Source organism: Pseudomonas halotolerans, from assembly GCF_039581215.1.
Taxonomy (GTDB): Bacteria; Pseudomonadota; Gammaproteobacteria; order Pseudomonadales; family Pseudomonadaceae; genus Aquipseudomonas; species Aquipseudomonas tehranensis.
Genome location: NZ_JBCNTJ010000013.1, coordinates 115,228 through 139,603, shown reverse-complemented (window position 1 = coordinate 139,603; position 24,376 = coordinate 115,228). Strand labels below are relative to the sequence as shown.

Below are 24,376 nucleotides of genomic sequence, written 5' to 3'. Positions count from 1 at the left end.
CGACATGGGCGATAAGCGCACCAAGGAGGTATTCGCGCTGTACCCCGAAAGGATTACAGCCCATGACATACGCGGCTTTGCGCCGCGCATGGACGCACTGGATGATGGGTTATCAGCGCCGCGCATACTCATCGGATCTTTTCAACTGTTGCATGCCCTGCAACGGTGCATGTCCGGATCCGGGCTGTTTCCCCTGATGCCCAATCCCTATGCTGGCCGGGCTTTCAGGACAACGGGCCTGCAGGTACAAGCCGCCATCGCATCCCTCGCGACCGGCGCACCGTCATTCGGATGGATTGGCGCATCGGTCCATCACCCCCCGTGTTCACTGACGTTGGTTTTTTGCTCCTTTGCAACGTCATTTTCAGGCCGCCGCTTTTTGCAGCGGCCTTTTTTATGTGGGTTTATTTCCTGCGTGAAACTTCTCGTTTCCTACAACATGGTCGGAATCTCTCACCTGCCCAGTTTATGCAATCAAACTTATAGTCTTCTTCACGTCTTGATGGCGATGAGACAAATGAACATGAACGGCGGCAAACAGTGAATGCCGACAGGGACATTTGAAATGCACTTATCGAAAAGGAAATCGATATGCAACAAGAAAAAAACATCCTTGTGAATAGAGGTATACCTCGTACTCCTTCGTCGTCTCCTGGATACGGATTCAGTGCAAGGGGCGTGTCAGGCCCCGACCACTCCGATCGTGCATACGACGCAGTTGATTATGCCATTGACTGGCTGATTGAAAGCAATGACTCCACCGAAGCATTATTCAAAGATAATATAAAAAACATCAAGCACATAACCGATTCTGAACTCGCAAAAACACGAGCAGCCGTTCGTGCGGTGGTCCCCCGTGAAACCGATGCTCTCGAAGTTGATTTACGAACACTGAAACTACAGCTTTTTAAAGCAAGAACAGATTTTCAAAAACAAACAGAAACGGCCAATCTTTATTATGGGCATGATCCACTCACCCACAAAACTCGCGATCCGTCCTATAAGGGTTTTGAGCTTCTTGGTCGTCGCGGAGGGCAAAGACGCTATTACAACGCAATAGCCAAATGGAATATTTCTTACGCCGCAGCTTTCCAAGCGAAGTTTCTTGCTGAGCAGATAAAACTATTGGACGCTCGCTTAGCCACGCACAACAAAGCCATTGCCAACGTCAAGGCGAAAGCAGCTGCCGCTCAGGCAAAAGCCCAAGCCGAAGCCAAACGTGTGGCTGTTGAGAAGGCACGCAAGGCAGCCGAGACGGAGACCCAACGCGTAGCTCAGGAACAAGCGTTGCGCCACGCCCTGGCTGGCGGAGCATTCCCCGTACTGGGCGCCGCAGTCGCAGCCGGTCCAGTGTTCACCCTCGCTGGCAGTAGCCTGATCACAAATCCGGCAACAACCTCGGCAATCCAGGCTGCATTACGAACCGCGATCGCGATGGCCATCGAATCGACCATCGCGGTAGCAGCACCGGCTCTGGCAGGATTTGCGGCCCTGCTTTATCCATCGGAACTGGGCAACGGTGATCTCTATGCCTTGAGCGTCCCGCTGTCCGAACTTGCACCGAGTAATTCCGACGATCTGTACGCCATCGCGGCTGCGCAGGGTGAGGTCAACCTACCGGTCGTCATCGGCTCCAGGACTGCGGGTAACAGAACGGAATTTGTCGTGACAGGCGGCAACAGTACCTCGGCGCACTCCAAAGCACCGGTGCTATTCGCCACGCCTGATCCCGTCGGTAATTTCTACAGGTCCTACAGCCCCGACGCCGCGTCCTCCAGCATGATCTGGACGCCCATAGTGAAACCGGGTAGCACGTCCACATCACTGCCGGCGGCCATGCCACACGTGACCGCCTACAACGGCCCTACCCCGGTGGCGGTAGACGGGCGAATCGATACGCACCCGGAGTTTGATCTCTACAGTTTTGGTGGGTTTGTCACAGTGTTCCCCGTTGAATCGGGTCTTCCACCGATCTATACCGTCTTCAACAGTCCTTATGAGGGAGCGACTACCAAGGGTGAACACAGTGGACGCGAATTTAATCCGGAGCAGGCAGGTGGACCGATTCTTGAGCTGGATTGGCGGACAGCGACGATTACTCAGGAAGGGATAGACGCCGTGAAGCTGCATATCGCGCGGCTGGATCAGTCAGATGCGAATGATGTCATGATTGAGCGGCTTGAGAGAATTATGAAAGGAGCGTTGATAACAACTGATGTTGACAAACGCTTTTACACCCACGAGACACGAGAACTGGAAAGGTTTAGAGCTCAAGGGCTCGCTGACAATTTCATTCCGAGCAACGGTTCCCCCGAATGGAACAACGCCCATACTGCTACATTGGAAGACTATAAACTGAGCAGCAGCGAATCATTGCTGTATTCCCCGGAAGCGCTTGAGGCAGGAAAAAAACAAATGCATCAGATATACAAGCGCCTTTTGAAAGGAGAATATTAATGAGTAGCATCGAGCAAATTGTAAAAAACGAGTCGATCACAGATATTGTTTCTGCTTTCGGTATCAGCTTGGCTTACCCATCGCTCGACCGAATGATCGGTCGCTATAGATTTGAGGCAGTCGCAAATGGAGAGTTACTAAGGACCTACGCAAGACTTTTTGAGGAAGGCGTATTGGCAAACGGTGAAGGCCCAGTTGCCATCAAAGGTCCAAACTGGAAACCCCCAACATTCGTGCTCGAAAAAAAATATACCTGACCTCGCAAACCGACTTTGCTAGCCGCTGCCTTGCCGCGGCTTCTACTTAACCGTCCCCCTGATAGTTCACTAACGCACCAAACATCTTCTCGATTCATAGCCAATTCCTACACCCGAATGAATTAATAGCCATACCGCAACGCTCGAAGATTATCAGATCCCAGATCGCGAGTTTTTTATACGTCGGATGCCTTAGCAAAAGCAAACCTACAGGACGAAAGAGATTACCAGCAGCTTCTGAAGGAGATGTCGCAATGAACACTGTTGAGCAAATAGTCAAGAACGAGCCATTGGAAGAGCTCGTCACGGTATTTGCGTTACTGAGAGCGCACCCACATTTAGACATACTGATCAGACGCCACAATCGTGAGCTTATCCAGCATGGAGAACTTGAAAAAACCTACATCAAACTTTTCGACGCAGGCGTGCTGGCAAGCGGTGAAAAAGGGCTATGTATCAAAGGTCCAAACTGGAAAGCGCCTAAATTCATGTTAGCGAAGAGATACACCTGATCCATATCGTACCCAAGCAGCTTGGCCGCCGAAGTTTCAGCGGCACTTTTTAAATACTACAAGATTATTTTTGTGCCTTATTCTTACCAGCAGTAGACTCCTAAACCTTCTAAGACCTGTTCCTACAACAAACCAAGAAACCCGCTACGCCCCCATTAAAAATTCACTGTTAGGCTGAAAGTCAGTCACCGCATTCCGCTTCGACTTTAAACTTCAGTGAGTTTTCATGACACTTATCAACTACAACCGCTATCGCTCGGTGAAAGGCTTCAACGACAGAATTCGTTTTCTAGTGTTTCATTACACCGCCGCGAACTTTTCATCCTCCATCAACGCACTGACCGGCCCCTCTGTCAGCGCCCACTACCTCATCCCGGACTTCAACGACCCGAGTTACTTGAAAACCGGTTTCCAGGAACCGCAGGTTTTCAACCTGGTGGACGAGAACCAACGTGCCTGGCACGCGGGAGTCAGCAGTTGGGCTGGTCGCACGAATCTGAACGACACCTCGATCGGTGTTGAAATCGTCAACCTGGCCACCGATAACCAAGGGCAATTGACCTTCCCGCCTTATCCGCCGGAGCAAGTCGAGGCGATCGAATACCTGGCGTTGAACATCCTCAAGCGCTATCCGGACATCAGCCCGGTCAATGTGGTGGGACATTCGGATATTGCGGCTGGCAGAAAAAGCGATCCCGGCCCGATGTTCCCCTGGCACGCGCTGTATCTGAAGGGCATCGGCGCCTGGTTCGATGAACCCACGCAGAAGGCTTACACCCGCGCCTACCAATGCAACGGCCTGCCGACACGCGAGCAACTGCTCGGGTTGTTCCGCAAATATGGGTATGACACGTCGGCAGCCGCCACAAGTGTGGGTTTTCAGCGTTTGGTGCGAGCCTTTCAGTTGCACTTTCGTCCAGCGAAATACGACGGTGTGATGGACATCGAGACGGCCGCAAATCTGGCGGCGCTGGTGAAGAAATACGTCCCCTGACCACCGTTGCCGCGTGTGACGGCAACGGGTCGAGGCCGCAAGGTCAAACGGTGTAGCGCTGCAAATTCGCCATCATTTCCTTCAACGCTTCAAGATTGTCATTGGGGTGTACCGCGCCCTCGAAATCACAGATCTGCTGCCAGTGGGCCGCGACGTCTTCGGGCGAGAAACCTTTGCTTGGATCGAAGCCGGCCCCCAGGCTGCGCTCCCAACGCACCTTGCCCATCCAGCCGCCGCCCACTTCGAACAGCCCGGAGGTTTCCTGGCAGGCCTCGCTGGCCAGGTACACCACCAATGGGCTGACGAGTTCCGGCTTGAGCTGTTCAAACACCTGTGGCGGGATCAGGCCTTCGGTCATGCGGGTACCGCCGGTGGGGGCGATGGCATTGACCAGAATATTGTTCTTGCGACCTTCGATGGCCAGGGTGCGCGTCAGGCCATAAAGGCCGAGCTTGGCCATGCCGTAGTTGGATTGGCCAAAGTTGCCGTAGATGCCGGACGTGGAGGCGGTAAAAATCACCCGTCCGTAATTCTGCTCACGCAGGTGTGGCCAAGCGGCGCGGGTGACTTTGTAGGCACCCTCGACATGCACGCGGTAGACCAGGTCCCAGTCGGCGTCCTCCATTTTGTGGAAGGTCTTGTCCCGCAGGATCCCGGCGTTGTTGACCACGACATCGACCCGGCCAAACACGTCGAGCGCATTTTGAACAAGCTTGTCACCATCGGTGACGGAGTCGTGGTTCGCCTCGGCAATCCCGCCGGCCTGGCGAATTTCAGCGACCACCCGATCCGCCGCCGAGGCGTTGGCCCCTTCTCCCTGGGCAGAGCCGCCGAGGTCGTTGACCAGCACTTTGGCCCCTTGCCTGGCGAACAACAGGGCATGGGCTCGCCCCAGACCACCACCGGCACCCGTGACGATCACGACTTGATCTTCGAAGCGTACAGATTCATTCATGGGCAGAACTCCAGCAGGCAATAGGACAATGCCCCGAGTGTCGGGCACAGGGCGACCGCTCACAATCAACAGGGTTGGGAGTGAATGGTGGGCAATAAGGTGAGGGGATGATGAGAGGCGGCTCTGCTGTGGAAACCGCGGCCCTCATCAGGAGGCGAACCTGCTCGCGACAGTGCTCCAACCTTCAGGGCCTATGAGCAGACCACCTGCCTGAGCGGCGTGGCCCTGTTTTCGCGAAACGCCAGGTAATGCTTGAGTACCTGCACAGGGGCTTCGGTGTGTGGGTAATGGCCGATATCGGGCAGCAGCACGGTGTCAGGGTTGGGGATCAGCGCCTCGTAGCGCGCCACCATGTGCTCACCGGAAATAGGATCGACCGCCCCGTCGATCACCCGCATCGCCACCTCGCCGCGCTGCATGGCTTGCACCCAGCGGTCACGCTGCACCCGCCGCTCGGGGATATAGGCGATGAGTTTGTGCATGATCCGCGGTCCGTGATGGGTTTGGACCAGGCTCCAGTAATCGTCCAGCTCGCTTTCGGTCGGGCCGGTGCTGGGGCCGAATATCTGGCGAAAGCTCTTGACCAGGCCTTCTCGGGAAAAAGCCCGGCCCAATAGCCAGCCCAAGGGGCTGAGCAACAGTTTTTGCATCAGCACCGGGCGATGGGTTTCGGGGAACAGGCCGCCGTTGAGAAAGACACAACTGGCGAGTTCGATGCGCGCTTCGTAGTGCCGGGCAAGCAGTTCCTGGGCCACGCTGTCACCATAATCATGGGCCAGTACGTGTACGGCTTGCTTCACATTCAAATGTGCCAGCAAGGCCTGCTGCAGGTCAGCCTGCTCCAACAGGCTGTAGACATGATCCGTCGGCTTGGCCGAGTCGCCAAAACCGAGCATGTCGCAGGCGATCACCCGATATCGCTGCGCCAATGGTTGCCACAGATAATGCCAATCCCAACTGGCGGTGGGGAAACCATGGATAAGTAGCAGCGGCTCGCCGTGCCCCGCCACCCAATACCGGATAGCGTGGCCACGGAACATCATTGTCTGGCCGCGCTGGCGCCAGATACGCAGGGGAATCTGGACCAGAGGCATCAGCTTCTATAACCCGAATCTTGTTGATCGAGTTTGCGCAGCAACGCCGGCCACGCCAGCGCGCCTCCCATGCCTTGGGCGCTTTTGGTCACCCCGGCAATCATCGCTCGGGCGCCGGCCAGTATCTGCGGCTCGATGGGGATCAGTTCAGCCCCGCCATTTTGGGCCAGGACCTGAATGTCGCAGGCTCGCTGGAAGGTAAACATCATCAGGAAGGTGTCGGCAATGGTGTCGCCGCAGGTCAGCAGACCGTGGTTGTGCAGCATCAGGAAATTGTTGTCGCCCAGATCCGCCTGCAGGCGGGCCTTCTCTTCGTGATTGAGGGCCACGCCTTCATAGGCGTGATACGCCAGACTCGACAATACAAACAACGATTGCTGGCTGATGGGCAACACACCCTGCTTCTGTGCAGACACGGCGACGCCGGCTGCGGTGTGGGTATGCAGCACACAAACCACATCGTGCCGCACCTCATGCACCGCACTGTGGATGGTATAGCCGGCGGGATTGATCTCGTAGGGGCTGTCCATCAGCTTGTTGCCGGCCTGATCGACCTTGACCAGGCTCGAGGCGGTGACCTCATGGAACATCAACCCGAACGGGTTGATCAGAAAATCATCGGTACCAGGGACCTTGGCGGAGATATGCGTGAAGATCAGATCATCCCAGCCATGCAAGGCGACAAGCCGGTAGCAGGCCGCCAGATCGACGCGGGTTTGCCATTCGGCGGCACTGACCTGATCTCTGATGCTGAGTGTCGATGGGACGGGCGCTACGCTCACGGCTCTGACCTCTGCTTTCTAGTTATAGGTACTTGTTCCGAAACAGTCATGAACAAGCTAACCAAGTCTAGTCAGCTCCAGCGGGGTCGGTAGTTGCATTGGCAGCCAGCTTACTGGCCGAGCGAGTCATCGACGCGGTGGCCCGTACCCACCATCGCATCAACCACGCAGCGCGTCGATCAACGCCTCCAGCCAGGGTTCGGCATCGGTTTCCGGGGTGACGCTTTCGCTGGCATCCAGCCGCAACATGGGCAGTACCTCACGCACGCCCAGCTCGGCGAACAACTCGCGCATCTGTTCGCCACCGCCGCAGAAGGTATCGCCGTAGCTGGCATCGCCCAGGCCTATCACGGCGCCAGGAAGGTCACGAAAAGAAGCTGGCAATTGGTCGCGCATCGTCGAATATAATGGCATCAAGTTGTCCGGCAACTCTCCCATGCCCGTCGTGGAAGTCACCGCCAGCAAGGCCGTCGGGCCAAATGCCTGAATGTCCGCCAGGCTTGCGCGCGGGTTGTGCAAGGTTTCGAAACCCGCGTCACCGAGCAGTTTGGCGGCGTGCCGGGCGACTTCTTCGGCGGTCCCGTAGACGGAACCCGAAAGGATGGCGACTTTCATCAATCTGATCCTGAACCTGAATAAAAAGAGCCGCGATAGTAACAGGCTCAGACGCAAGGTTGCGATTGACTCTCAACAACCAATAATGGCCAGTGGACATCGCGCCAGGTTCTTCTAAAATGCAGCGCACACAGGGATGTTCAAGGGATGTCGCCCCATGATTAACGCTCAACTGATGCAACTGGTCATCAACGCTTCGAACGACGGCATCGTCATCGCTGAAAAAGAAGGCGACGAAGACAATATCCTGATCTACGTAAACCCGGCTTTCGAACGGCTGACCGGCTACAGCAGCGACGAAATCCTTTATCAGGACTGCCGTTTCCTGCAGGCGGGGGATCGCGACCAGCCGGCCCTGGACCAGATCCGCGCGGCCCTGAAGCACAATGGTTCCTACCGGGGAGAGCTTCGCAATTATCGCAAGGACGGCACACTTTTCTGGAATGAGTTGTCATTGTCCACCGTAAAAAACGAGGCTGACGGACGCACTTATTTCATCGGTGTGCAAAAAGACGTGACGGCGCAGGTCAAGGCTCAGCAGCGCGTCAGCCATTTGGAAAAGGAACTGGCTGAAGCGAGAGCCACCATCGCCCGACTCGAAGCGACGAACGGCGCAAACAAAACGGCGAATTAGCGGTCAGTCACTACAATCACCAGTGAAAATGTACATATTCCTTTCGAGCACACCATGCAGCGCGACGCCCTACTGACGCAGGATGAATTGGATTTCATCCGGACCATGCAGCACAACCCGCAGTTGAACGAGCGGGATGTAACGTCGAGCTTGCTGGTAAACGGCGGGTCGCAGATCCGTGATTTGCTGACGCGCCTGGCAGCTAACGAGCAGGTCACGTTGCACGCCAACTTCGAAAACCAGCAAATGACGTTTCCGTTGCATCTGGTGGAAGACGAATTCCACGCGATGCACCTGCGCTTGGGCGTGCCCAGCATCTACGAAGACGGACCGAAGATTCGTCCATGGCGCCTGACACTTGATGAACCGGTGGCACTGGAGAATGCCAGAGGCCAGCCGGGTCCGTTCTGGGTCCATGAGGTGTCCTGCAAAGGTATCCTGTTGGAAAACCGCAGTCGCACCAAGCCACCCAAGCAATTTGCCTTGTGGTTCAGCCCGTCAGGTTATGAAAGGATTTCCCTGCGCGGCACTCTGGAACGGGAAAACGATCAGGGTCTGTACGCCTACCATCTGGGCCAGACTGACGAGGATGAGACCGAACGCCTGCGCCAATACATCCTTCAGCAACACCGCCTGACCCATCCGGCCATGCATATCTAGCGCGACCTCACCAGCCGCTCATCAGGTATCCAGATTACCCGCCAAGAGCTGTCGCAACCTCTGGTACATCAACGTCCCTTCACTGCCCAGGCAACCGATCGACGACCCCGCCAGGCTGTCCTGGAGCAGATCGGACGCGTCGCCGGCCAGCATCAGCGGGCAGTCCAGGCCCATCGCCAACTTGTTCAGGCGCTTGGGTAACTCGGCAAGCGGTGCATGATTGGAAACCAGCACCAACGCCAACGGCTGGATCTTCTGGCACACCAGGGCCAGTTCGTCGAATGGCAGGCCAATGGTCAACACCCTGACGCCGACTTCCGCCCTGGAGACGAACAGCGCCGTGACCAGCAACTCCAGCTCTCGACATTGACCGACAAGGCCCACAACCAACACCCGCCGTGAGTGGGCTTCGCGCTTGAGCAAGAGTCGCTGAATGATGCGTGAGCGCAAGAACCCATCGAAAAACACCCACTCGCTGGTTTGTCCGAACTCGTGTTGGCGTTGCTGCAACTGTCGCCAGACCGGCATCAGAATGTCCTGAAATACAATCGGCACGGCGTAGGTGGAAAATATCTGCCCATAGAGACGGTCCAGCTCTATATCGTCAAAGTTGCCAACCGCGCCAGCCACCTGTTGTTGCCACTGGGCATAATCGGCTCTCACCAGATCCGAGGAAATAAGCGCGGAAACCGGTCGCACCGATTCGGTCTTGGTCAGAATCTTTCCCACTTTGCTCACGGCGACCCCGCGTTCGATCCAGGCGAGGATGCTGCGCACCTTTTCGATATCGCCCAAGGAGTACAAGCGATGCCCGCTTTCGGTGCGTGTGGGCTGGATCAGACCGTAGCGACGCTCCCATGCGCGCAAGGTCACAGGGTTCACGCCGGTCAACCGCGCGACTTCGCGGATGGGGAACAATTCCTCCTGCTTCAAGGCAGTGGCGGCCTGGAAAACGAAGTTATCCTCTGTGATTACGCTCATTTTGGCAGACAGTTCCGGCTGGCAAATTGGATCCCAGTGTACTCCCTCTGAGTCATAGGATGACAAGAACAAACACAGCTGATGCGCGATTTTGTTGCTTTTCACTCAAGAAGGAATAAACCTTGCGTGCTTTTTGGCGAACGGACGCGCCCCACCACCCTGGGGCGTTCCCGCGAATCTCCTACCCGGAGTAACGCACCTGTTTTACGGAGATACATAATGTCTACCTCACCCGTCACCTTGATGGTTGCCCGTCGTGTCGCCAATGGGCGCTATCAGGATCTGATCGCCTGGTTGCGCGAAGGCGAACAATTGGCCACCGACTTTCCCGGCTACCTGGGTTCCGGCGTACTCGCGCCACCGCCCCAGGACGATGAATTCCAGATTATTTTCCGTTTTGCCGACGAGCAGACCCTGCATGCCTGGGAGCACTCAGCCTCGCGCACGGCCTGGCTGGGACGAGGCAGCGATCTGTTTGCCCATCCTTCGGAACACAGGGTGCGGGGGATCGATGGTTGGTTCGGCGCCAGTGGTCAACGTCCACCGCGCTGGAAACAGGCCGTGGCCATCTGGCTCGCATTCTTTCCAGTGTCGCTGCTGTTCAACTTCCTGCTGGGACCGTTGCTCAGTGAGCTGGGGACGATAAGCCGCGTGTTGATCAGCACGCTCATTCTGACGCCGCTGATGGTCTATCTGTTTATCCCGATGTCGACTCACCTGCTGGCGGGTTGGTTGAACGGTGCAGCGCAGCAAGCACTGCCGGCCAAGCCGTCTACACAGAATCAGTGACGCTGCGTAGTCTTCGCCGATCGCAGCGTTCGGCATCAGCAATGATTCCCGTGCTCGCGAAGGTGGCCTGTCAGTCGACATCGGTTTGACTGACACACCGTTTTCGCGAGCAAGCCCGCTCCCACAGAGTCGTCGCTGCCCTGCTTGGCTGTTATAGTTTTGCGATTGCCGTGAACCGAGCCTTCCTATGCCCAGCGCCACCGCTCCGATCCTGATCACCGGCGCAGCCCAGCGCGTCGGTTTGCACTGCGCCCGTCGACTGCTCGAAGACGGTCATCCAGTGATCGCCACCTACCGCACCGAGCGCCCGGGCGTGCAGGCGTTGCGGGATCTGGGGGCGACCATGCTGTTCGCTGACTTTTCCAATGAAACCGGGATTTTGGCCTTCATTGAGCAGCTCAAGCAGCACACGGACCGATTGCGCGCCATTGTCCACAACGCCTCGGCATGGCTGGCCGAGACGCCCGGCAACGAAGCGGCCGCATTCAATGCCATGTTCGCCGTGCACATGCTCGGGCCCTACCTGATCAATCTGCAGTGTGCCGAGCTGCTGCAACGCTCAACGCCGGCGGATATCGTGCACATCAGCGATGACGTCACGCGCAAGGGCAGCAGCCGGCATATCGCCTATTGCGCCACCAAGGCCGGGCTCGAAAGCCTGACCCTGTCGTTCGCAGCAAAGTACGCGCCGCACATCAAGGTCAACGCAATTGCCCCGGCCCTGCTACTGTTCAATCCCGAAGACGACGCGGCCTACCGGGCCAAGGCCTTGGCCAAGTCGGCACTGGGCATCGAGCCCGGCAGCGAAGTGATCTATCAGAGCCTGCGTTATCTGCTGGACAACCCCTACGTCACCGGCACGACCCTGACCGTCAACGGCGGCCGGCACGTCAAATAGCCTTGCTTCGAGGATGCACCATGGCGTTATCGCCCCAGCACTATCGCGAGATCCTCATCGGCCTGGGCGAAGACCCGGAACGCGAAGGCCTGCTGGATACTCCGGTGCGCGCAGCCAAGGCCATGCAGTACCTTTGTCACGGCTATGAACAAAGCATCGAACAAATCGTCAACGGCGCGCTGTTTGCCTCCGACAGCGATGAAATGGTGATCGTCGCCGACATCGAACTCTATTCCCTGTGCGAACATCACCTGCTGCCCTTCATCGGCAAGGCTCATGTGGCTTATATTCCTACGGGCAAGGTCCTGGGGCTGTCAAAGATCGCCCGGCTGGTGGACATGTTCGCCCGGCGCCTGCAAATCCAGGAAAACCTCACCCGGCAAATTGCCGACGCGGTGCAGCAGGTCACCCAGGCCGCCGGCGTTGCAGTGGTGATTGAGGCCCAGCACATGTGCATGATGATGCGCGGTGTCGAAAAACAGAACTCGACCATGAACACCTCGGTGATGCTCGGCGTCTTTCGCGAATCCAGCACCACCCGCCAGGAGTTCCTGCAATTGATTCGACGGAGCAAGTAAATGCCACAACTTCAACCCGCCATGGCGCGCATCAAGGTCAAGGACTTGCGCTTGCGCACGTTCATTGGCATCAACGAGGACGAAATCCTCAACAAACAGGATGTGCTGATCAACCTGACCATCCTCTACGCGGCCCAGGATGCGGTGCGCGACAACGACATCGACCACGCCCTGAACTACCGCACCATCACCAAGGCGATCATCGCCCACGTGGAAGGTAACCGTTTCGCCCTGCTCGAACGTCTGACCCAGGAACTGCTTGACCTGGTCATGGCCAACGAATCGGTGCTGTATGCCGAAGTCGAAGTCGACAAGCCCCACGCCTTGCGATTTGCCGAATCGGTGTCGATTACTTTAGCAGCAAGCCGGGCCGCTTCGTAGCAGCTACAAGCCTCAAGCTGTAAGCTTCAAGCCTGACCACCGCAAACCCACTCTTGCAGCTTGAAGCTTGCCCCTCGAAGCTGCCTCGCAGAGACCACCATGAACGACCAACAACGCCTCGAACTTGAAGCCGCCGCTTTCCGTCGGCTGGTTGCCCACCTGGACAGCCGCAAGGATGTGCAGAACATCGACCTGATGAACCTCGCCGGCTTCTGCCGCAACTGCCTGTCCAAGTGGTACAAGGCTGCTGCCGATGAACGCCAGATCGAGGTCAGCCTCGATGACGCCCGCGAAGTGGTTTACGGCATGCCCTATGCCGAGTGGAAAGCCCAATACCAGAAAGAAGCCAGCGCCGAACAGCAAGCGGCGTTCGCCAAAGGAAAACCCGATGCCTGACCTGAACACCCTGCGCGCCAGCCTCAAGAGCGGCGAACACATTTTTGCCGACACCCTGGCCTTTATCGCCAATGGCTACGACTATCAGCCTCAGGCTTTCAAAAACGGTGACGTCGACAACGCCGCCGGGCAGAACGAAGGCTCTTGCAAGACCCTGGGCCTGGCCCTGCTCGAAGGCTTGAGCGATGAAGAAGCGCTGCTGGCGTTCGGCGAACATTACCGCTCAGTACTGGCCACGCCTGAGGGCAGCGACCACGGCAATATCCGGGCGCTGATGGCCCATGGCTTGACGGGTGTGAAGTTCGAGACACAGCCGTTGCGGCGGCGCTGACCGACCTTGCCTGGGATCCGCTTTTGTGGCGAGGGGATTTATCCCCGCTGGGCTGCGTAGCAGCCCCAAAGCAGTTACCCCATCAGTCTGACACACCGAGGCAGCAGGTCTTAGGGCTGCTGCGCAGCCCAGCGGGGATAAATCCCCTCACCACAAGGGCCGCGCTCCTCCTGGCTGACCAACACATTCCCACATCCCGACTTTTAAGATTGACCCGGCAACTTTATTTCGTTTGCCGGGCGCCTATGCTCGCGGCTTAGATAAAGGGAAATCTTTCCTTCTTCCGAGCCGTCATCCATGAGCAGTGAAACCATCAGCCAATCGATTTCCATCGTGCACCCCGTCAGCCTCAGCCACGGCAAAAATGCCGAGGTCTGGGACACCGACGGCAAACGCTACATCGATTTCGTGGGCGGCATCGGCGTGTTGAACCTCGGGCACTGCCATCCCCGTGTCGTCGAAGCTATCCGCGAACAGGCAACCCGGCTGACGCACTACGCCTTCAACGCTGTCCCACACGCGCCCTATATCGACCTGATGGAGCGTCTGACGGCGTTTGTCCCAGTGGATTACCCGGTCAGCGGCATGCTCACCAACAGCGGCGCCGAAGCCGCGGAAAACGCCTTGAAGATCGTGCGCGGCGCCACGGGGCGCACGGCCGTCATCGCCTTTGATGGCGGTTTCCACGGCAGAACCCTGGCCACCCTCAACCTCAACGGCAAGGTGGCTCCCTACAAGCAGAAAGTCGGCGTACTGCCCGGACCGGTCTATCACCTGCCCTACCCCAGCAAGGACAACGGCGTCACCTGCGAAGAGGCGCTGAAGGCCATGGAGCGGTTGTTCAGCGTCGAGATCGACGTGAATGACGTGGCGTGTTTCATCGTCGAACCGGTGCAGGGCGAAGCCGGTTTCCTGACGATGGATATTGCCTTTGCCCAGGCCCTGCGGCGGTTCTGCGACGAGAAGGGTATCGTGCTGATCATCGATGAAATCCAGTCCGGCTTCGGCCGCACCGGCCAGCGCTTTGCGTTCTCGCGACTGGGCATCGAGCCAGACCTGATCCTGCTGGGTAAAAGCATTGCCGGCGGCGTCCCCCTGGGAGCCGTGGTGGGGCGCAAGGCGCTGCTGGACAATCTGCCCAAAGGTGGCTTGGGCGGCACTTATTCCGGCAACCCCATCGCCTGCGCCGCCGCCTTGGCCACCCTGGAGGCAATGACCGATGCGAACCTGCAGGCTTGGGGCACACAACAGGAAGAGGCAATTGTCAGCCGCTATGAGTCATGGCGCAGCCGCGGGCTGTCACCTTACCTGGGCCGCCTGACCGGCGTTGGCGCGATGCGCGGCATCGAATTGGCCCATGCCGACGGCAGCCCGGCATCGGCGCAACTGACCCAATTGCTGGCCCTGGCGCGGGAGTCTGGCTTGTTGCTGATGCCCAGCGGTAAATCACGGCACATCATTCGACTGCTGGCGCCACTGACGACTGAGGCGACGGTGTTGGAAGAAGGGCTGGATATTCTGGAAGCTTGCCTGGCGAAGCTGCCTTGAAATACAGATTCTCCTGACCACACAAAACCCTGTGGGAGCGGGCTTGCTCGCGAATGCGGTGGGTCAGCCAGCACAGTGTTGACTGACGCGCCGCCTTCGCGAGCAAGCCCGCTCCCACAGGGTTTGCGTGGAGCCTAAGTACAAAAAAACCGGCCGAAGCCGGTTTTTTTGTGCCTGTTGAATCAGAACGAAGCGTTCTGCAGACCGTCCAGGTAACGCTCGGTGTCCAGGGCTGCCATGCAACCGGCACCCGCCGAGGTAATCGCCTGACGGTAGACGTGGTCTGCCACGTCGCCGGCCGCGAAGATACCTTCCACGCTGGTGGCGGTGGCGTTGCCGTCGCGGCCGCCCTTGACCACCAGGTAACCGTCCTTGAGTTCCAGCTGGCCGTCGAACAACGAAGTGTTCGGGGTGTGGCCGATGGCGATGAATACGCCGTCGACTTTGATTTCGTCAAAGCTGCCGTCGTTGTTCTTCAGACGGGCACCGGTCACGCCCATGTTATCGCCCAGCACTTCGTCCAAGGTGGCGTTGAGCTTGAGGATGATCTTGCCTTCGGCCACGCGGGCATTGAGCTTGTCGATCAGGATCTTCTCGGCGCGGAAGGTTTCGCGACGGTGGATCAGGGTGACGGTGCTGGCAATGTTGGCCAGGTACAAGGCTTCCTCGACGGCGGTGTTACCGCCACCGACCACGGCCACGGGCTTGTTGCGATAGAAGAAACCGTCGCAGGTGGCGCAGGCGGAAACGCCTTTGCCCATGAAGGCTTCTTCCGATGGCAGGCCCAGGTAACGCGCGCTGGCGCCGGTTGCAATGATCAGGGCATCGCAGGTGTAGGTCCCACTGTCGCCGGTCAGGGTGTACGGCTTGGCGGCGAAGTCCACAGCATTGATGTGGTCGAAAACGATCTCGGTCTCGAAGCGCTCGGCGTGCTCTTTCATGCGCTCCATCAACACCGGGCCGGTCAGACCATGGACGTCGCCCGGCCAGTTGTCGACTTCGGTGGTGGTGGTCAATTGACCGCCGGCCTGCATGCCGGTAATCAGCAATGGCTTGAGGTTGGCACGGGCGGCATAAACCGCAGCGCTGTAACCGGCAGGGCCGGAACCGAGAATAATCACTCGCGAATGACGCACTTCAGACATGACCTGCTCCTGTTGACCGGACCTTGCGGGCCGGAACGCCGGGTGAGCGGCGCGAATAAAAAGGGACTGTTGACGCACTTGGGGAAGGCTTGGGTTCGACAGTCCTGAAAAAGAATGGGTGCAGCGTATCGAGGGAGCGAAGATTAAGGAAATACGGTTTAACAATCCAGCTCATAGGTGAGCTCTATCCAGACCGGTCAGTTCAATAAACTCGGCAAACGTTGTTACACGCCATGTCGATGCTTTCCCGAGCCCGGCAAAGCCGGTATGGTCGGCGCGTTCATCTTCGCTCGGAGCCTCCTATGCCCGCCCCCGTCCTGTCCGGCCCGCAATATTTGCGAGAAGGCCTCAATCTGGTATTAAGCCCGGGTCTGCGATTGTTTGTGCTGTTGCCGTTGGCGATCAATCTGGTGCTGTTCGTCGGATTGATTTACCTGGCCGGCCATCAATTCAGTCTGTGGGTCGACACGCTGATGCCATCGTTACCGGATTGGCTGAGCTTCCTCAACTATGTTCTGTGGCCGCTGTTCGTGGTGCTGGTGGTGCTGATGGTGTTTTTCACCTTCACCATGCTCGCCAATGTCATCGCCGCGCCGTTCAACGGGTTTCTCGCGGAGAAAGTCGAAGTGGTGATCCGTGGCACCGACGATTTCCCGGCCTTCAGTTGGGCTGAACTGGTCGCCATGATCCCGCGCACCTTGGCCCGGGAGGCACGCAAGCTCGGCTACTTCCTGCCCCGCGCCCTGGGCCTGCTGGTGCTGTCCTTCATTCCGGTGATCAACATCGTGGCCGCGCCGTTGTGGCTGCTGTTCGGGGTGTGGATGATGGCGATCCAGTACATCGACTACCCGGCGGACAACCACAAGCTGGGCTGGAACGAAATGCTCGCCTGGCTGCGGGAAAAACGCTGGCAGAGCCTGGGCTTTGGTGGCAGCGTTTACCTGGTGCTGCTGATCCCGGTGGTCAACATCCTGATGATGCCAGCGGCGGTGGCCGGGGCGACCTTGTTCTGGGTGCGCGAGCAAGGCGCCGAGACCGCTTTGGCCCGCCAGGGCTGACCGGTCACAAATCCATCATCCGAGCGTCACAATGGCGAAATGACCCCGGCCGACACTGGGGTCATGACCACACATCTGCATATCACCCTCATCACCGAAACCTTCCCGCCGGAAATCAATGGCGTGGCCAATACCCTGGGCCGCCTGTGCGACGGTTTGCGCGCCCGCGGGCATCAGGTGGAATTGATACGGCCCCGTCAGGTTGACGACCAACGCCAGGCCAGTGACGAGCAGTTGTTGCTGTGCCGCGGCTGGCCGTTACCGGGGTATCCGGGTTTGCAGTGGGGCCAGGCTTCGATGCACAAGCTGCTGCGGCGTTGGAAACGTCATCGCCCGGACGTGCTGTATATCGCCACGGAAGGACCGCTGGGTTTATCGGCATTGCGGGCGGCGCGGCGCCTGGGCATCTCGGTGGTCAGTGGCTTCCACACCAATTTCCAGCAATACACCCAACAGTATGGCCTCGGGTTGCTGAGTCGCGCCCTCACCCATTACCTGCGCTGGTTCCACAACCGCTCCAGCCTGACCCTGGTGCCGAGCCTGAGTCAGCGGATGGAACTGGAACGCCGGCATTTCGAGCGCGTGGCGCTGTTGTCTCGCGGTGTGGACAGCCAGTTGTTCCAGCCAATGAAGCGCTCGACAGCCCTGCGTGAAGCCTGGGGCTTGGGCGATGATGACATCGCCGTGATCCATGTCGGGCGCTTGGCACCGGAGAAAAACCTGGGGTTGCTCAAGCGCAGTTTCGACACGCTGTGCAGCGCTTTCCCGGAGCGGCGGATGAAACTGGTGGTGGTCGGTGATGGCCCGCAGCGACTCACCCTGGAGCAGGAACTGCCTGACGCGATCTTCTGTGGTTCACAACGTGGCGAAGCGCTGGCCTGCCACTATGCGTCCGGGGATGTATTCGTCTTTCCGAGCCTGACCGAGACCTTCGGCAATGTCGTGTTGGAGGCGCTGGCGTCCGGGTTGGGTGTGGTGGCCTATGATCAGGCCGCTGCGGCGCAACACATCCGCCATGGTCACAACGGCGTGCTGGCCATGCCAGGGGACGAAGAAGCGTTCTGCGAAGCGGCCCGATGGCTACTGGAGGAGCGTGAAACCTTGCGTTGCGTGCGGCTCAATGCGCGCCAGCATGCCAGTCGCCAGGGCTGGCCATCGGTGATCGAGCAGTTCGAGACGCAATTGCGTGGGGTTTGTCAGATCGAGTCATCGTTGCCCCAGGTGGTGTCGCCGCGCTGAAAAGCATCGCGGGCAAGCCTTGCTCCCACATTTATCTTCAGTAAGCACACTATTTGTGAGCGACTGATAGCTGTGGGTGCCAGACTTGCCCGCGATGAGGCCCTATTAAAGCGCCGCTTAAACCAGCGTCATCAACGCTTCACGGCTGAACGGCAAGATCTCCTGTTCCCGCCCTTCACGCACTTTTTGCGCCCAATCCGGATCTACCAGCAGCGCTCGCCCCACCGCCACCAGGTCGAACTCATCATTGTTCAGCCGCTCCAGCAATTTCTCCAGGCTGGCCGGCTGCGCGACTTTGTCGGTGTTGACCATAAATTGCAGGAACTCGCCATCCAGGCCAACGCTGCCGACGGTGATGGTGGGCTTGCCGGTCAGCTTGCGGGTCCAGCCCGCCAGGTTCAGTTCGGAGCCTTCGAATTCAGGCTCCCAGAAGCGACGTGTCGAGCAGTGGAAAATATCCACGCCGACTTCGGCCAACGGCTTGAGGAATTCGCCCAGGGCTTCTGGCGTCTGCATCAGGCGCGCGGTGTAATCCTGCTGTTTCCATTGGGAGAAACGGAAGATGATCGGGAACCCTTCGCCTACCGCTGCACGCACAGCGCGGATCAATTCGATGGCGAAGCGCGAACGGTTGGCCAGATTTCCACCGTAACCGTCGGTGCGCTGGTTGCTGCCCTCCCAGAAGAACTGGTCCACCAGGTAGCCGTGGGCACCGTGGATCTCCACGCCGTCCATGCCGATGCTCTGGGCGTCTTTCGCCGCCTGGGCGAACGCTGCGATGACTTCGTCGATATCCGCTTGGGTCATGCCGTGAACCACGACCTGGCCGTCCTTGAGTTTTTCCGACGGGCCATAGCCCGGCACGCTGGCGTCCGGCTCGGTGCCCAAGCGCCGCACGTTACCGACATGCCAGAGCTGCGGAACGATCTTGCCGCCTTCGGCATGCACTGCATCAACCACTTGCTTCCAGCCGGCCAGCGCGGCCTCGCCGTAAAAATGCGGCACGTTCGGATAACCGTTGGCGGCCTTGTGCCCGACGGTCGTGCCTTCGGTGATGATCAGACCAACGCCGGCCGCCGCACGACGGCGGTAATACTCCACGACCTTGGCGTTCGGCACACCGCCTGGGGAAAAGGAGCGAGTCATCGGCGCCATCACTACCCGGGTCGGCAGCTCCAGCGCACCGAGATGGAAGGGTTTGAACAAGGCTTTTACAGGCATGGGACACTCCACGGAAACAGGGTCGAAGGTCGAATATGACAGCGATAATATGAACCGTGGAGAGCAATGGCCAGCACTATTGATTTGAATGATTGTGGATCAAAAGGGAGGTGTGTAGGCGCTGTCGAGTGCAACGGGGCTGCGATCTTTCCCCTGACACTTGAGTCTCAAATGAAAGAGCAAGATCGTCCGAACGCGGCCCGAGCCTTCGGCAGTTCCTACATCTGCACGTTCCCGGGAATCAAGCCAACGCTTTTTCGATAGCCTGGATCACGGCCGGATCATCCGGCGTCGTGCGCGGCGAGAAACGCGCCAGCACCCGACCGTCCTTGCCCAGCAGGAACTTCTCGAAGTTCCAGGTGATGTCCCCCGGAAACTCGGCCCCCTCGCCCGCCAGCAGACGGTACAACTGATGACGGTCATGCCCGTTCACTTCCAGCTTGCTGGACAACGGGAACGTCACGCCATAGTTGAGGCTGCAAAATTCCTGGATGTCCTGTTCCGTCCCCGGTTCCTGTCCGGCGAACTGGTTGCAGGGCAGGCCCAGCACACAGAAGCCCTTGGCCTTGTATTGCTGATAGAGGTTTTCCAACGCAGCGTACTGAGGTGTCAGGCCACATTTGGAGGCGACATTGACCACCAGCACGACTTGCCCCTTGAACGGCGCCAGATCAAGCTCCTGACCATCCAGGGCTTTAAGTTTAAGGTCGTGAAAAGCACTCATGACGAACTCCAGGTTTGCGGATCTTTTCGAACAGCCAAGGACGATGCTACCAGCAACCGACTAAAAAGGCGCCGTAAGGCGCCTTTCCAGTTCACTTGAGCGTAGCGCAGAAATCAGTGGTGATGACCACCTTCGCCATGGACGTGACCATGAGCGATTTCTTCCTGGCTGGCTTCACGAATGTCGACAATCTTGACCTGGAAATTCAAGCGCTGACCGGCCAACGGGTGGTTGCCGTCAACGGTGACGTCATCGCCTTCCAAGTCGCGGATGGTGACGATCTGCATCTGGCCATCGGGCGCCGAAGCGTGGAACTGCATGCCTACTTCCAGCTCATCCACGCCCTCGAACATGCTGCGGCTCAGGGTGCTGACCAGCTCGGCGGAGTATTCGCCATAAGCATCTTCCGGCTCAACGGTAACGTTCAGCTCGTCACCGGAAGTCTTACCTTCCAGGGCTTTTTCCAGACCCTGGATGATGTTGCCTGCGCCATGCAGGTAGACCAGCGGAGCGCCGCCGGCAGAGCTGTCGATGACCTCACCAGCGTCGTTGGTCAGGGTATAGTCGATGGAGACAGCCTTATTGGCGGCGATCAGCATGGGGCGAGACCTTTTGCATAAGAATGAAGAACGGACAAGTCTAAACAAGGATTTGCCCGAAAGCGAACGGAACCCGGACAAACGGCCCTGCTCGAACAGACCGACGGTCACAGGTTTTCATCAGGACGAGGACGGGCACTGGGTCGCCGAGCTGTCCTGCGGCCATACCCAGCACCTGCGCCACCAGCCACCGTGGCAATCACGCAGTTGGGTGCTGGACCCTGTCCAACGTACTGAAAAAATTGGCCAGCCCTTTGACTGCGGCTGGTGCGCACAGGCCCCGGTTAGCGATAACCTTGGCGCCTGAATTTGATGGTAGACGGCCAGACATAGGCCGCGCCTTATGCCCCCCCTAGGGAAACCGCATGCAAACTTTTTTTATCGCGCCCACCGATTTTGGTGTGGGTCTGACCTCCATCAGTCTCGGGCTGGTGCGTACACTCGAACGGGCTGGGCTGAAAGTCGGTTTTTTCAAACCCATCGCCCAGCCCCACCCCGGCGATACCGGACCGGAACGCTCCACCGAACTGGTGGCCCGCACCCACGGCCTCAAGCCGCCACAGCCCTTGGGCCTGGCACACGTCGAACGCATGCTGGGCGACGGCCAGCTCGATGAGCTGCTGGAAGAAATCATCACCCTCTACCAACAGGCCGCCATCGGCAAGGACGTGCTGGTCGTCGAGGGCATGGTCCCGACCCGCAACGCCAGCTATGCCGCGCGGGTCAACCTGCACCTGGCCAAGAGCCTGGACGCCGAGGTCATCCTGGTGTCGGCGCCGGAGAACGAAGTGCTGACCGAGCTTTCCGGGCGCGTCGAGCTGCAAGCGCAACTGTTCGGCGGGCCCAAAGACCCGAAAGTCCTCGGCGTGATCCTGAACAAAGTCCGTACCGAGGAAAGCATGGAGGCCTTCTCCGCACGGCTCAAGGAGCACTCGCCGCTGTTGCGCAGCGGTGATTTCCGCCTGCTCGGCTGCATCCCGTTCCGCCCCGAACTCAACGCCCCACGCACCCGCGACGTAGCCGACCTGATGGGCGCGCAGGTGCTCAATGCTGGCGATTATGAAACCCGGCGCATGAGCAACATCATTATTTGCGCGCGCACCATGCGCAACACCGTGGAGCTGCTCAAGCCCGGCGTGCTGGTGGTGACCCCCGGTGATCGCGACGATATCATCCTGGCCGTGAGCCTGGCAGCGCTCAATGGCGTACCGTTGGCCGGCCTGCTGCTGACCAGTGACACCCTGCCCGACCCGCGCATCATGGACCTGTGTCGAGGCGCCTTGCAGGCGGGGCTTCCGGTGCTGTCGGTCAGTACCGGGTCTTACGACACCGCCAACCTGCTCAATGGCTTGAACAAGGAAATTCCAATCGACGACCGCGAACGTGCTGAGATCATCACCGATTTTGTCGCCAGCCACCTGGATGCCAAATGGCTGCACCAGCGTTGCGGTACGCCACGGGAGATGCGGCTGTCGCCAGCGGTGTTCCGCTACCAATTGATCCAGCGCGCCCAGGCCGCCGACAAACGCATTGTGCTGCCTGAAGGCAGCGAACCGTTGACCGTTCAGGCCGCCGCCATTTGCCAGGCCCGAGGCATCGCACGCTGCGTGCTGCTGGCCAAACCGGCGGACGTCGAGGCGGTGGCTCGTGCCCAGGGCATCGAACTGCCGCCGGGACTGGAGATTCTCGACCCGGATTCGATTCGCGAGCGCTACGTCGAACCGATGGTGCGGCTGCGCAAGAGCAAAAGCCTGAACGCGCCGATGGCCGAGCAGCAACTGGAGGACACCGTGGTGATCGGCACCATGATGCTTGCACTCGATGAGGTCGACGGGCTGGTGTCCGGCGTTATCCACTCCACCGCCAACACCATCCGCCCGGCCTTGCAATTGATCAAGACCGCCCCGGGATGCTCGCTGGTGTCTTCGGTATTTTTCATGCTGTTTCCCGAAGAAGTGCTGGTCTATGGCGACTGTGTGATGAACCCGCATCCCAGTGCCGCGGAACTGGCGGAGATTGCCCTGCAAAGCGCCGACTCGGCTGCCGCATTCGGCATCACGCCACGGGTGGCCATGCTCAGCTATTCCAGCGGCGAGTCGGCCAGTGGTGAAGAAGTGGAAAAAGTCCGCGAAGCCACCCTGCTGGCCCACGAAGCCCAGCATGGCCTGCTGATCGACGGTCCGCTGCAATACGACGCCGCCGCCAACGAAACCGTGGCCCGACAACTGGCGCCCAACAGCCAGGTGGCCGGCCGGGCGACGGTGTTCATTTTCCCGGACCTGAACACCGGCAACACCACCCACAAGGCCGTGCAACGCAGCGCCGATTGCGTCAGCCTCGGGCCCATGCTGCAAGGCCTGCGCAAACCGGTAAACGACTTGCCGCGCGGCGCTCAGGTAGACGACATCGTGTACACCATCGCCCTGACCGCGATCCAGGCCGCCAACCGACCCATGGATATTTAAATGCTCGATTTCCTGCCTGCTCCTGTGCGCGGCGTCATTGCCTCGCTGCTGTTGGCGTTGAACACCATCGCCTGCTGCACCCCGCTGTTCATCGTGGCGATCTTCAAGCTGTTGCTGCCCTTCCCCACCGCCCAGCGTTTCACCGACTGGCTGATGAGCCACATTCATGAAGCCTGGATCAGCAACAACAAGGCCTGGATGAATCTGCTGCGCCGCACCCGCTGGCACCTCAGCGGCCTGGAAAGCCTGGACTACCAGCATTCATACCTGATCACCAGCAACCACCAGAGCTGGGTCGACATCATGGTGTTGCAGTACGTACTGAACCGGCGCATCCGTCCATTGAAGTTCTTTCTCAAGCAGGAACTGATCTGGGTGCCGGTGATCGGCCTGGCCTGGTGGGCCCTGGGGTTCCCGTTCATGAAGCGCTACTCCAAGGCCTACCTGGAGAAGTACCCGGAAAAGAAAGGCAAGGACCTGGAAACCACCCGCAAGACCTGCGCGAAATTTCGTAACAACCCCGTGGGCATCTTCAACTTCGTCGAAGGCACGCGCTTCACCGAAGGCAAGCATGCCCAGCAACAGTCACCGTTTCGCTACCTGCTCAAGCCCAAGGCCGGGGGCATTGCGTTTGTGCTCGATGCCATGGGCGAACAGCTGGAGTCGATCATCAACGTGACCATCCACTATCCAAGCGGCCGACCGGGGTACTGGGATTTACTGTGCGGAAAAGTTGACGAAGTGGTGGTGCATTTCCAGGAACTGAAGATCCCGCCGCAGTTCATTGGCAGGAACTACGACCAGGACGGCGCCTATCGCTTGGAGTTCCAGGGCTGGATCAACCAGCTGTGGCAGGACAAGGATGCGTTGCTTGAGCAGATGCATCGCGAATACCCAAGCCATCACTAACTCCCCCTGTGGGAGCGGGCTTGCTCGCGAAGGCGGAGTGTCAGACAGCATATTTGTTAGCTGATACACCGCTTTCGCGAGCAAGCCCGCTCCCACAGTTGACCGAGTTGAGCTCCAGACAAATAAAAAGCCCGCAGATGATCACTCATCTGCG

General features: G+C 58.7%; 28 protein-coding genes. 19 read left to right on the top strand and 9 right to left on the bottom strand.

Annotated features, from left to right (window positions below; all coding sequences use genetic code 11):
- The first annotated feature begins 4 nt into the window (after positions 1–4).
- The 5 genes from AAIS01_RS18115 to AAIS01_RS18095 all read left to right on the top strand — a co-directional run bounded on the left by AAIS01_RS18115 (position 5) and on the right by AAIS01_RS18095 (position 4,220).
- Complete coding sequence (locus AAIS01_RS18115) at positions 5–544, top strand: hypothetical protein (protein ID WP_343470063.1); 540 nt, start codon at positions 5–7, stop codon at positions 542–544.
- A gap of 47 nt (positions 545–591) precedes the next feature.
- Positions 592–2,457 (top strand): S-type pyocin domain-containing protein, encoded by a 1,866-nt coding sequence (locus AAIS01_RS18110; protein WP_343470062.1) that lies wholly within the window; start codon positions 592–594, stop codon positions 2,455–2,457.
- The gene (locus AAIS01_RS18105) at positions 2,457–2,714 is read left to right on the top strand and encodes an immunity protein (protein ID WP_343470061.1); all 258 of its coding nucleotides are present in this window, start codon (positions 2,457–2,459) and stop codon (positions 2,712–2,714) included. Before AAIS01_RS18110 ends, AAIS01_RS18105 begins: the two co-directional genes overlap by 1 nt.
- Before the next feature lie 254 nt (positions 2,715–2,968).
- Positions 2,969–3,226, top strand: a complete 258-nt coding sequence (locus AAIS01_RS18100) for a hypothetical protein (RefSeq protein WP_343470060.1) — start codon at positions 2,969–2,971, stop codon at positions 3,224–3,226.
- A 226-nt stretch (positions 3,227–3,452) separates the two neighbouring features.
- The gene (locus tag AAIS01_RS18095) at positions 3,453–4,220 is read left to right on the top strand and encodes an N-acetylmuramoyl-L-alanine amidase (protein WP_343470059.1); all 768 of its coding nucleotides are present in this window, start codon (positions 3,453–3,455) and stop codon (positions 4,218–4,220) included.
- Between the two features lie 43 nt (positions 4,221–4,263).
- Here AAIS01_RS18095 and AAIS01_RS18090 read toward each other — a convergent pair whose 3' ends face one another.
- The 4 genes from AAIS01_RS18090 to AAIS01_RS18075 all read right to left on the bottom strand — a co-directional run bounded on the left by AAIS01_RS18090 (position 4,264) and on the right by AAIS01_RS18075 (position 7,666).
- Entirely contained in the window at positions 4,264–5,175 is a 912-nt protein-coding gene (locus tag AAIS01_RS18090; protein WP_343470058.1) for an SDR family oxidoreductase, read from the bottom strand.
- Positions 5,176–5,366: 191 nt separating this feature from the next.
- A complete protein-coding gene (locus AAIS01_RS18085; RefSeq protein WP_343470057.1) occupies positions 5,367–6,269 on the bottom strand; it encodes an alpha/beta fold hydrolase in 903 nt (300 codons plus the stop codon).
- Positions 6,269–7,051: a class II aldolase/adducin family protein gene (locus AAIS01_RS18080; RefSeq protein ID WP_343470056.1), complete on the bottom strand. Its 783-nt coding sequence runs from the start codon at positions 7,049–7,051 to the stop codon at positions 6,269–6,271. Before AAIS01_RS18080 ends, AAIS01_RS18085 begins: the two co-directional genes overlap by 1 nt.
- A 159-nt stretch (positions 7,052–7,210) precedes the next feature.
- A complete protein-coding gene (locus tag AAIS01_RS18075) occupies positions 7,211–7,666 on the bottom strand; it encodes a flavodoxin (RefSeq protein WP_343470054.1) in 456 nt (151 codons plus the stop codon).
- A 157-nt stretch (positions 7,667–7,823) separates the two neighbouring features.
- Here AAIS01_RS18075 and AAIS01_RS18070 point away from each other — a divergent pair, with 157 nt between their 5' ends.
- Together AAIS01_RS18070 and AAIS01_RS18065 are read left to right on the top strand one after the other, a co-directional pair.
- Entirely contained in the window at positions 7,824–8,300 is a 477-nt protein-coding gene (locus AAIS01_RS18070; protein ID WP_343470053.1) for a PAS domain-containing protein, read from the top strand.
- A gap of 54 nt (positions 8,301–8,354) precedes the next feature.
- Positions 8,355–8,960, top strand: coding sequence for a hypothetical protein (locus tag AAIS01_RS18065; RefSeq protein ID WP_343470052.1), 606 nt, complete (start codon positions 8,355–8,357; stop codon positions 8,958–8,960).
- A gap of 21 nt (positions 8,961–8,981) precedes the next feature.
- On the opposite strand, the gene AAIS01_RS18060 is transcribed toward AAIS01_RS18065, so the two are convergent.
- On the bottom strand, positions 8,982–9,941 hold the full coding sequence (locus AAIS01_RS18060; RefSeq protein WP_343470051.1) for a MerR family transcriptional regulator: 960 nt from the start codon (positions 9,939–9,941) through the stop codon (positions 8,982–8,984).
- Between the two features lie 219 nt (positions 9,942–10,160).
- On the opposite strand from AAIS01_RS18060, the gene AAIS01_RS18055 reads away from it, so the two are divergent.
- From AAIS01_RS18055 to AAIS01_RS18025, 7 genes are all read left to right on the top strand, one after another.
- The gene (locus tag AAIS01_RS18055; RefSeq protein ID WP_343470050.1) at positions 10,161–10,730 is read left to right on the top strand and encodes an antibiotic biosynthesis monooxygenase; all 570 of its coding nucleotides are present in this window, start codon (positions 10,161–10,163) and stop codon (positions 10,728–10,730) included.
- A 187-nt stretch (positions 10,731–10,917) separates the two neighbouring features.
- Complete coding sequence (gene folM, locus AAIS01_RS18050) at positions 10,918–11,628, top strand: dihydromonapterin reductase (RefSeq protein WP_343470049.1); 711 nt, start codon at positions 10,918–10,920, stop codon at positions 11,626–11,628.
- Positions 11,629–11,648: 20 nt separating this feature from the next.
- Positions 11,649–12,206, top strand: coding sequence for a GTP cyclohydrolase I FolE (folE, locus tag AAIS01_RS18045; protein ID WP_343470048.1), 558 nt, complete (start codon positions 11,649–11,651; stop codon positions 12,204–12,206).
- The gene (folX, locus tag AAIS01_RS18040; protein ID WP_092394011.1) at positions 12,207–12,587 is read left to right on the top strand and encodes a dihydroneopterin triphosphate 2'-epimerase; all 381 of its coding nucleotides are present in this window, start codon (positions 12,207–12,209) and stop codon (positions 12,585–12,587) included. It abuts the gene before it with no gap.
- 99 nt (positions 12,588–12,686) lie between these two features.
- Positions 12,687–12,983: a DUF1244 domain-containing protein gene (locus AAIS01_RS18035; protein WP_063324421.1), complete on the top strand. Its 297-nt coding sequence runs from the start codon at positions 12,687–12,689 to the stop codon at positions 12,981–12,983.
- On the top strand, positions 12,976–13,314 hold the full coding sequence (locus AAIS01_RS18030; protein WP_343470047.1) for a HopJ type III effector protein: 339 nt from the start codon (positions 12,976–12,978) through the stop codon (positions 13,312–13,314). The genes AAIS01_RS18035 and AAIS01_RS18030 overlap by 8 nt, the downstream gene beginning before the upstream one ends.
- A 297-nt stretch (positions 13,315–13,611) precedes the next feature.
- A complete protein-coding gene (locus AAIS01_RS18025; protein ID WP_343470046.1) occupies positions 13,612–14,862 on the top strand; it encodes a 2-aminoadipate transaminase in 1,251 nt (416 codons plus the stop codon).
- Between the two features lie 182 nt (positions 14,863–15,044).
- On the opposite strand, the gene trxB is transcribed toward AAIS01_RS18025, so the two are convergent.
- Positions 15,045–16,007 (bottom strand): thioredoxin-disulfide reductase, encoded by a 963-nt coding sequence (gene trxB / locus AAIS01_RS18020; RefSeq protein ID WP_343470044.1) that lies wholly within the window; start codon positions 16,005–16,007, stop codon positions 15,045–15,047.
- Positions 16,008–16,309: 302 nt separating this feature from the next.
- Here trxB and cysZ point away from each other — a divergent pair, with 302 nt between their 5' ends.
- Together cysZ and AAIS01_RS18010 are read left to right on the top strand one after the other, a co-directional pair.
- On the top strand, positions 16,310–17,065 hold the full coding sequence (cysZ, locus tag AAIS01_RS18015) for a sulfate transporter CysZ (protein ID WP_343470043.1): 756 nt from the start codon (positions 16,310–16,312) through the stop codon (positions 17,063–17,065).
- A 39-nt stretch (positions 17,066–17,104) separates the two neighbouring features.
- Positions 17,105–18,304: a glycosyltransferase family 4 protein gene (locus tag AAIS01_RS18010; protein WP_343470041.1), complete on the top strand. Its 1,200-nt coding sequence runs from the start codon at positions 17,105–17,107 to the stop codon at positions 18,302–18,304.
- 117 nt (positions 18,305–18,421) lie between these two features.
- Here AAIS01_RS18010 and AAIS01_RS18005 read toward each other — a convergent pair whose 3' ends face one another.
- The 3 genes from AAIS01_RS18005 to AAIS01_RS17995 all read right to left on the bottom strand — a co-directional run bounded on the left by AAIS01_RS18005 (position 18,422) and on the right by AAIS01_RS17995 (position 20,848).
- Positions 18,422–19,525 carry an NADH:flavin oxidoreductase gene (locus tag AAIS01_RS18005; RefSeq protein ID WP_343470040.1) on the bottom strand — a complete coding sequence of 368 codons (1,104 nt, stop codon included), beginning with the start codon at positions 19,523–19,525 and terminating at the stop codon, positions 18,422–18,424.
- 241 nt (positions 19,526–19,766) lie between these two features.
- A complete protein-coding gene (locus AAIS01_RS18000; protein WP_343470039.1) occupies positions 19,767–20,249 on the bottom strand; it encodes a glutathione peroxidase in 483 nt (160 codons plus the stop codon).
- Positions 20,250–20,362: 113 nt separating this feature from the next.
- A complete protein-coding gene (locus tag AAIS01_RS17995) occupies positions 20,363–20,848 on the bottom strand; it encodes an FKBP-type peptidyl-prolyl cis-trans isomerase (RefSeq protein ID WP_256232459.1) in 486 nt (161 codons plus the stop codon).
- Here AAIS01_RS17995 and AAIS01_RS17990 point away from each other — a divergent pair.
- The 3 genes from AAIS01_RS17990 to yihG are packed head-to-tail and all read left to right on the top strand — an operon-like array spanning position 20,817 to position 24,222.
- On the top strand, positions 20,817–21,155 hold the full coding sequence (locus tag AAIS01_RS17990; protein WP_092394906.1) for a DUF3565 domain-containing protein: 339 nt from the start codon (positions 20,817–20,819) through the stop codon (positions 21,153–21,155). The two genes, AAIS01_RS17995 and AAIS01_RS17990, sit on opposite strands and share 32 nt — an antisense overlap.
- 58 nt (positions 21,156–21,213) lie before the next feature.
- Positions 21,214–23,313 (top strand): phosphate acetyltransferase, encoded by a 2,100-nt coding sequence (pta, locus tag AAIS01_RS17985; protein WP_092394032.1) that lies wholly within the window; start codon positions 21,214–21,216, stop codon positions 23,311–23,313.
- Entirely contained in the window at positions 23,314–24,222 is a 909-nt protein-coding gene (gene yihG / locus AAIS01_RS17980; protein WP_343470038.1) for a 1-acylglycerol-3-phosphate O-acyltransferase, YihG family, read from the top strand. It begins immediately after the preceding gene.
- Positions 24,223–24,376 lie beyond the last annotated feature (154 nt).

Coding starts and splice junctions, on each gene's coding strand:
- AAIS01_RS18115 (WP_343470063.1), top strand. CDS start 5: ATGGGCGATAAGCGCACCAAGGAGGTATTCGCGCTGTACCCCGAAAGG.
- AAIS01_RS18110 (WP_343470062.1), top strand. CDS start 592: ATGCAACAAGAAAAAAACATCCTTGTGAATAGAGGTATACCTCGTACT.
- AAIS01_RS18105 (WP_343470061.1), top strand. CDS start 2,457: ATGAGTAGCATCGAGCAAATTGTAAAAAACGAGTCGATCACAGATATT.
- AAIS01_RS18100 (WP_343470060.1), top strand. CDS start 2,969: ATGAACACTGTTGAGCAAATAGTCAAGAACGAGCCATTGGAAGAGCTC.
- AAIS01_RS18095 (WP_343470059.1), top strand. CDS start 3,453: ATGACACTTATCAACTACAACCGCTATCGCTCGGTGAAAGGCTTCAAC.
- AAIS01_RS18090 (WP_343470058.1), bottom strand. CDS start 5,175: ATGAATGAATCTGTACGCTTCGAAGATCAAGTCGTGATCGTCACGGGT.
- AAIS01_RS18085 (WP_343470057.1), bottom strand. CDS start 6,269: ATGCCTCTGGTCCAGATTCCCCTGCGTATCTGGCGCCAGCGCGGCCAG.
- AAIS01_RS18075 (WP_343470054.1), bottom strand. CDS start 7,666: ATGAAAGTCGCCATCCTTTCGGGTTCCGTCTACGGGACCGCCGAAGAA.
- AAIS01_RS18070 (WP_343470053.1), top strand. CDS start 7,824: ATGATTAACGCTCAACTGATGCAACTGGTCATCAACGCTTCGAACGAC.
- AAIS01_RS18065 (WP_343470052.1), top strand. CDS start 8,355: ATGCAGCGCGACGCCCTACTGACGCAGGATGAATTGGATTTCATCCGG.
- AAIS01_RS18060 (WP_343470051.1), bottom strand. CDS start 9,941: ATGAGCGTAATCACAGAGGATAACTTCGTTTTCCAGGCCGCCACTGCC.
- AAIS01_RS18055 (WP_343470050.1), top strand. CDS start 10,161: ATGTCTACCTCACCCGTCACCTTGATGGTTGCCCGTCGTGTCGCCAAT.
- folM (WP_343470049.1), top strand. CDS start 10,918: ATGCCCAGCGCCACCGCTCCGATCCTGATCACCGGCGCAGCCCAGCGC.
- folE (WP_343470048.1), top strand. CDS start 11,649: ATGGCGTTATCGCCCCAGCACTATCGCGAGATCCTCATCGGCCTGGGC.
- folX (WP_092394011.1), top strand. CDS start 12,207: ATGCCACAACTTCAACCCGCCATGGCGCGCATCAAGGTCAAGGACTTG.
- AAIS01_RS18035 (WP_063324421.1), top strand. CDS start 12,687: ATGAACGACCAACAACGCCTCGAACTTGAAGCCGCCGCTTTCCGTCGG.
- AAIS01_RS18030 (WP_343470047.1), top strand. CDS start 12,976: ATGCCTGACCTGAACACCCTGCGCGCCAGCCTCAAGAGCGGCGAACAC.
- AAIS01_RS18025 (WP_343470046.1), top strand. CDS start 13,612: ATGAGCAGTGAAACCATCAGCCAATCGATTTCCATCGTGCACCCCGTC.
- trxB (WP_343470044.1), bottom strand. CDS start 16,007: ATGTCTGAAGTGCGTCATTCGCGAGTGATTATTCTCGGTTCCGGCCCT.
- cysZ (WP_343470043.1), top strand. CDS start 16,310: ATGCCCGCCCCCGTCCTGTCCGGCCCGCAATATTTGCGAGAAGGCCTC.
- AAIS01_RS18010 (WP_343470041.1), top strand. CDS start 17,105: ATGACCCCGGCCGACACTGGGGTCATGACCACACATCTGCATATCACC.
- AAIS01_RS18005 (WP_343470040.1), bottom strand. CDS start 19,525: ATGCCTGTAAAAGCCTTGTTCAAACCCTTCCATCTCGGTGCGCTGGAG.
- AAIS01_RS18000 (WP_343470039.1), bottom strand. CDS start 20,249: ATGAGTGCTTTTCACGACCTTAAACTTAAAGCCCTGGATGGTCAGGAG.
- AAIS01_RS17990 (WP_092394906.1), top strand. CDS start 20,817: ATGGAGACAGCCTTATTGGCGGCGATCAGCATGGGGCGAGACCTTTTG.
- AAIS01_RS17995 (WP_256232459.1), bottom strand. CDS start 20,848: ATGCTGATCGCCGCCAATAAGGCTGTCTCCATCGACTATACCCTGACC.
- pta (WP_092394032.1), top strand. CDS start 21,214: ATGCAAACTTTTTTTATCGCGCCCACCGATTTTGGTGTGGGTCTGACC.
- yihG (WP_343470038.1), top strand. CDS start 23,314: ATGCTCGATTTCCTGCCTGCTCCTGTGCGCGGCGTCATTGCCTCGCTG.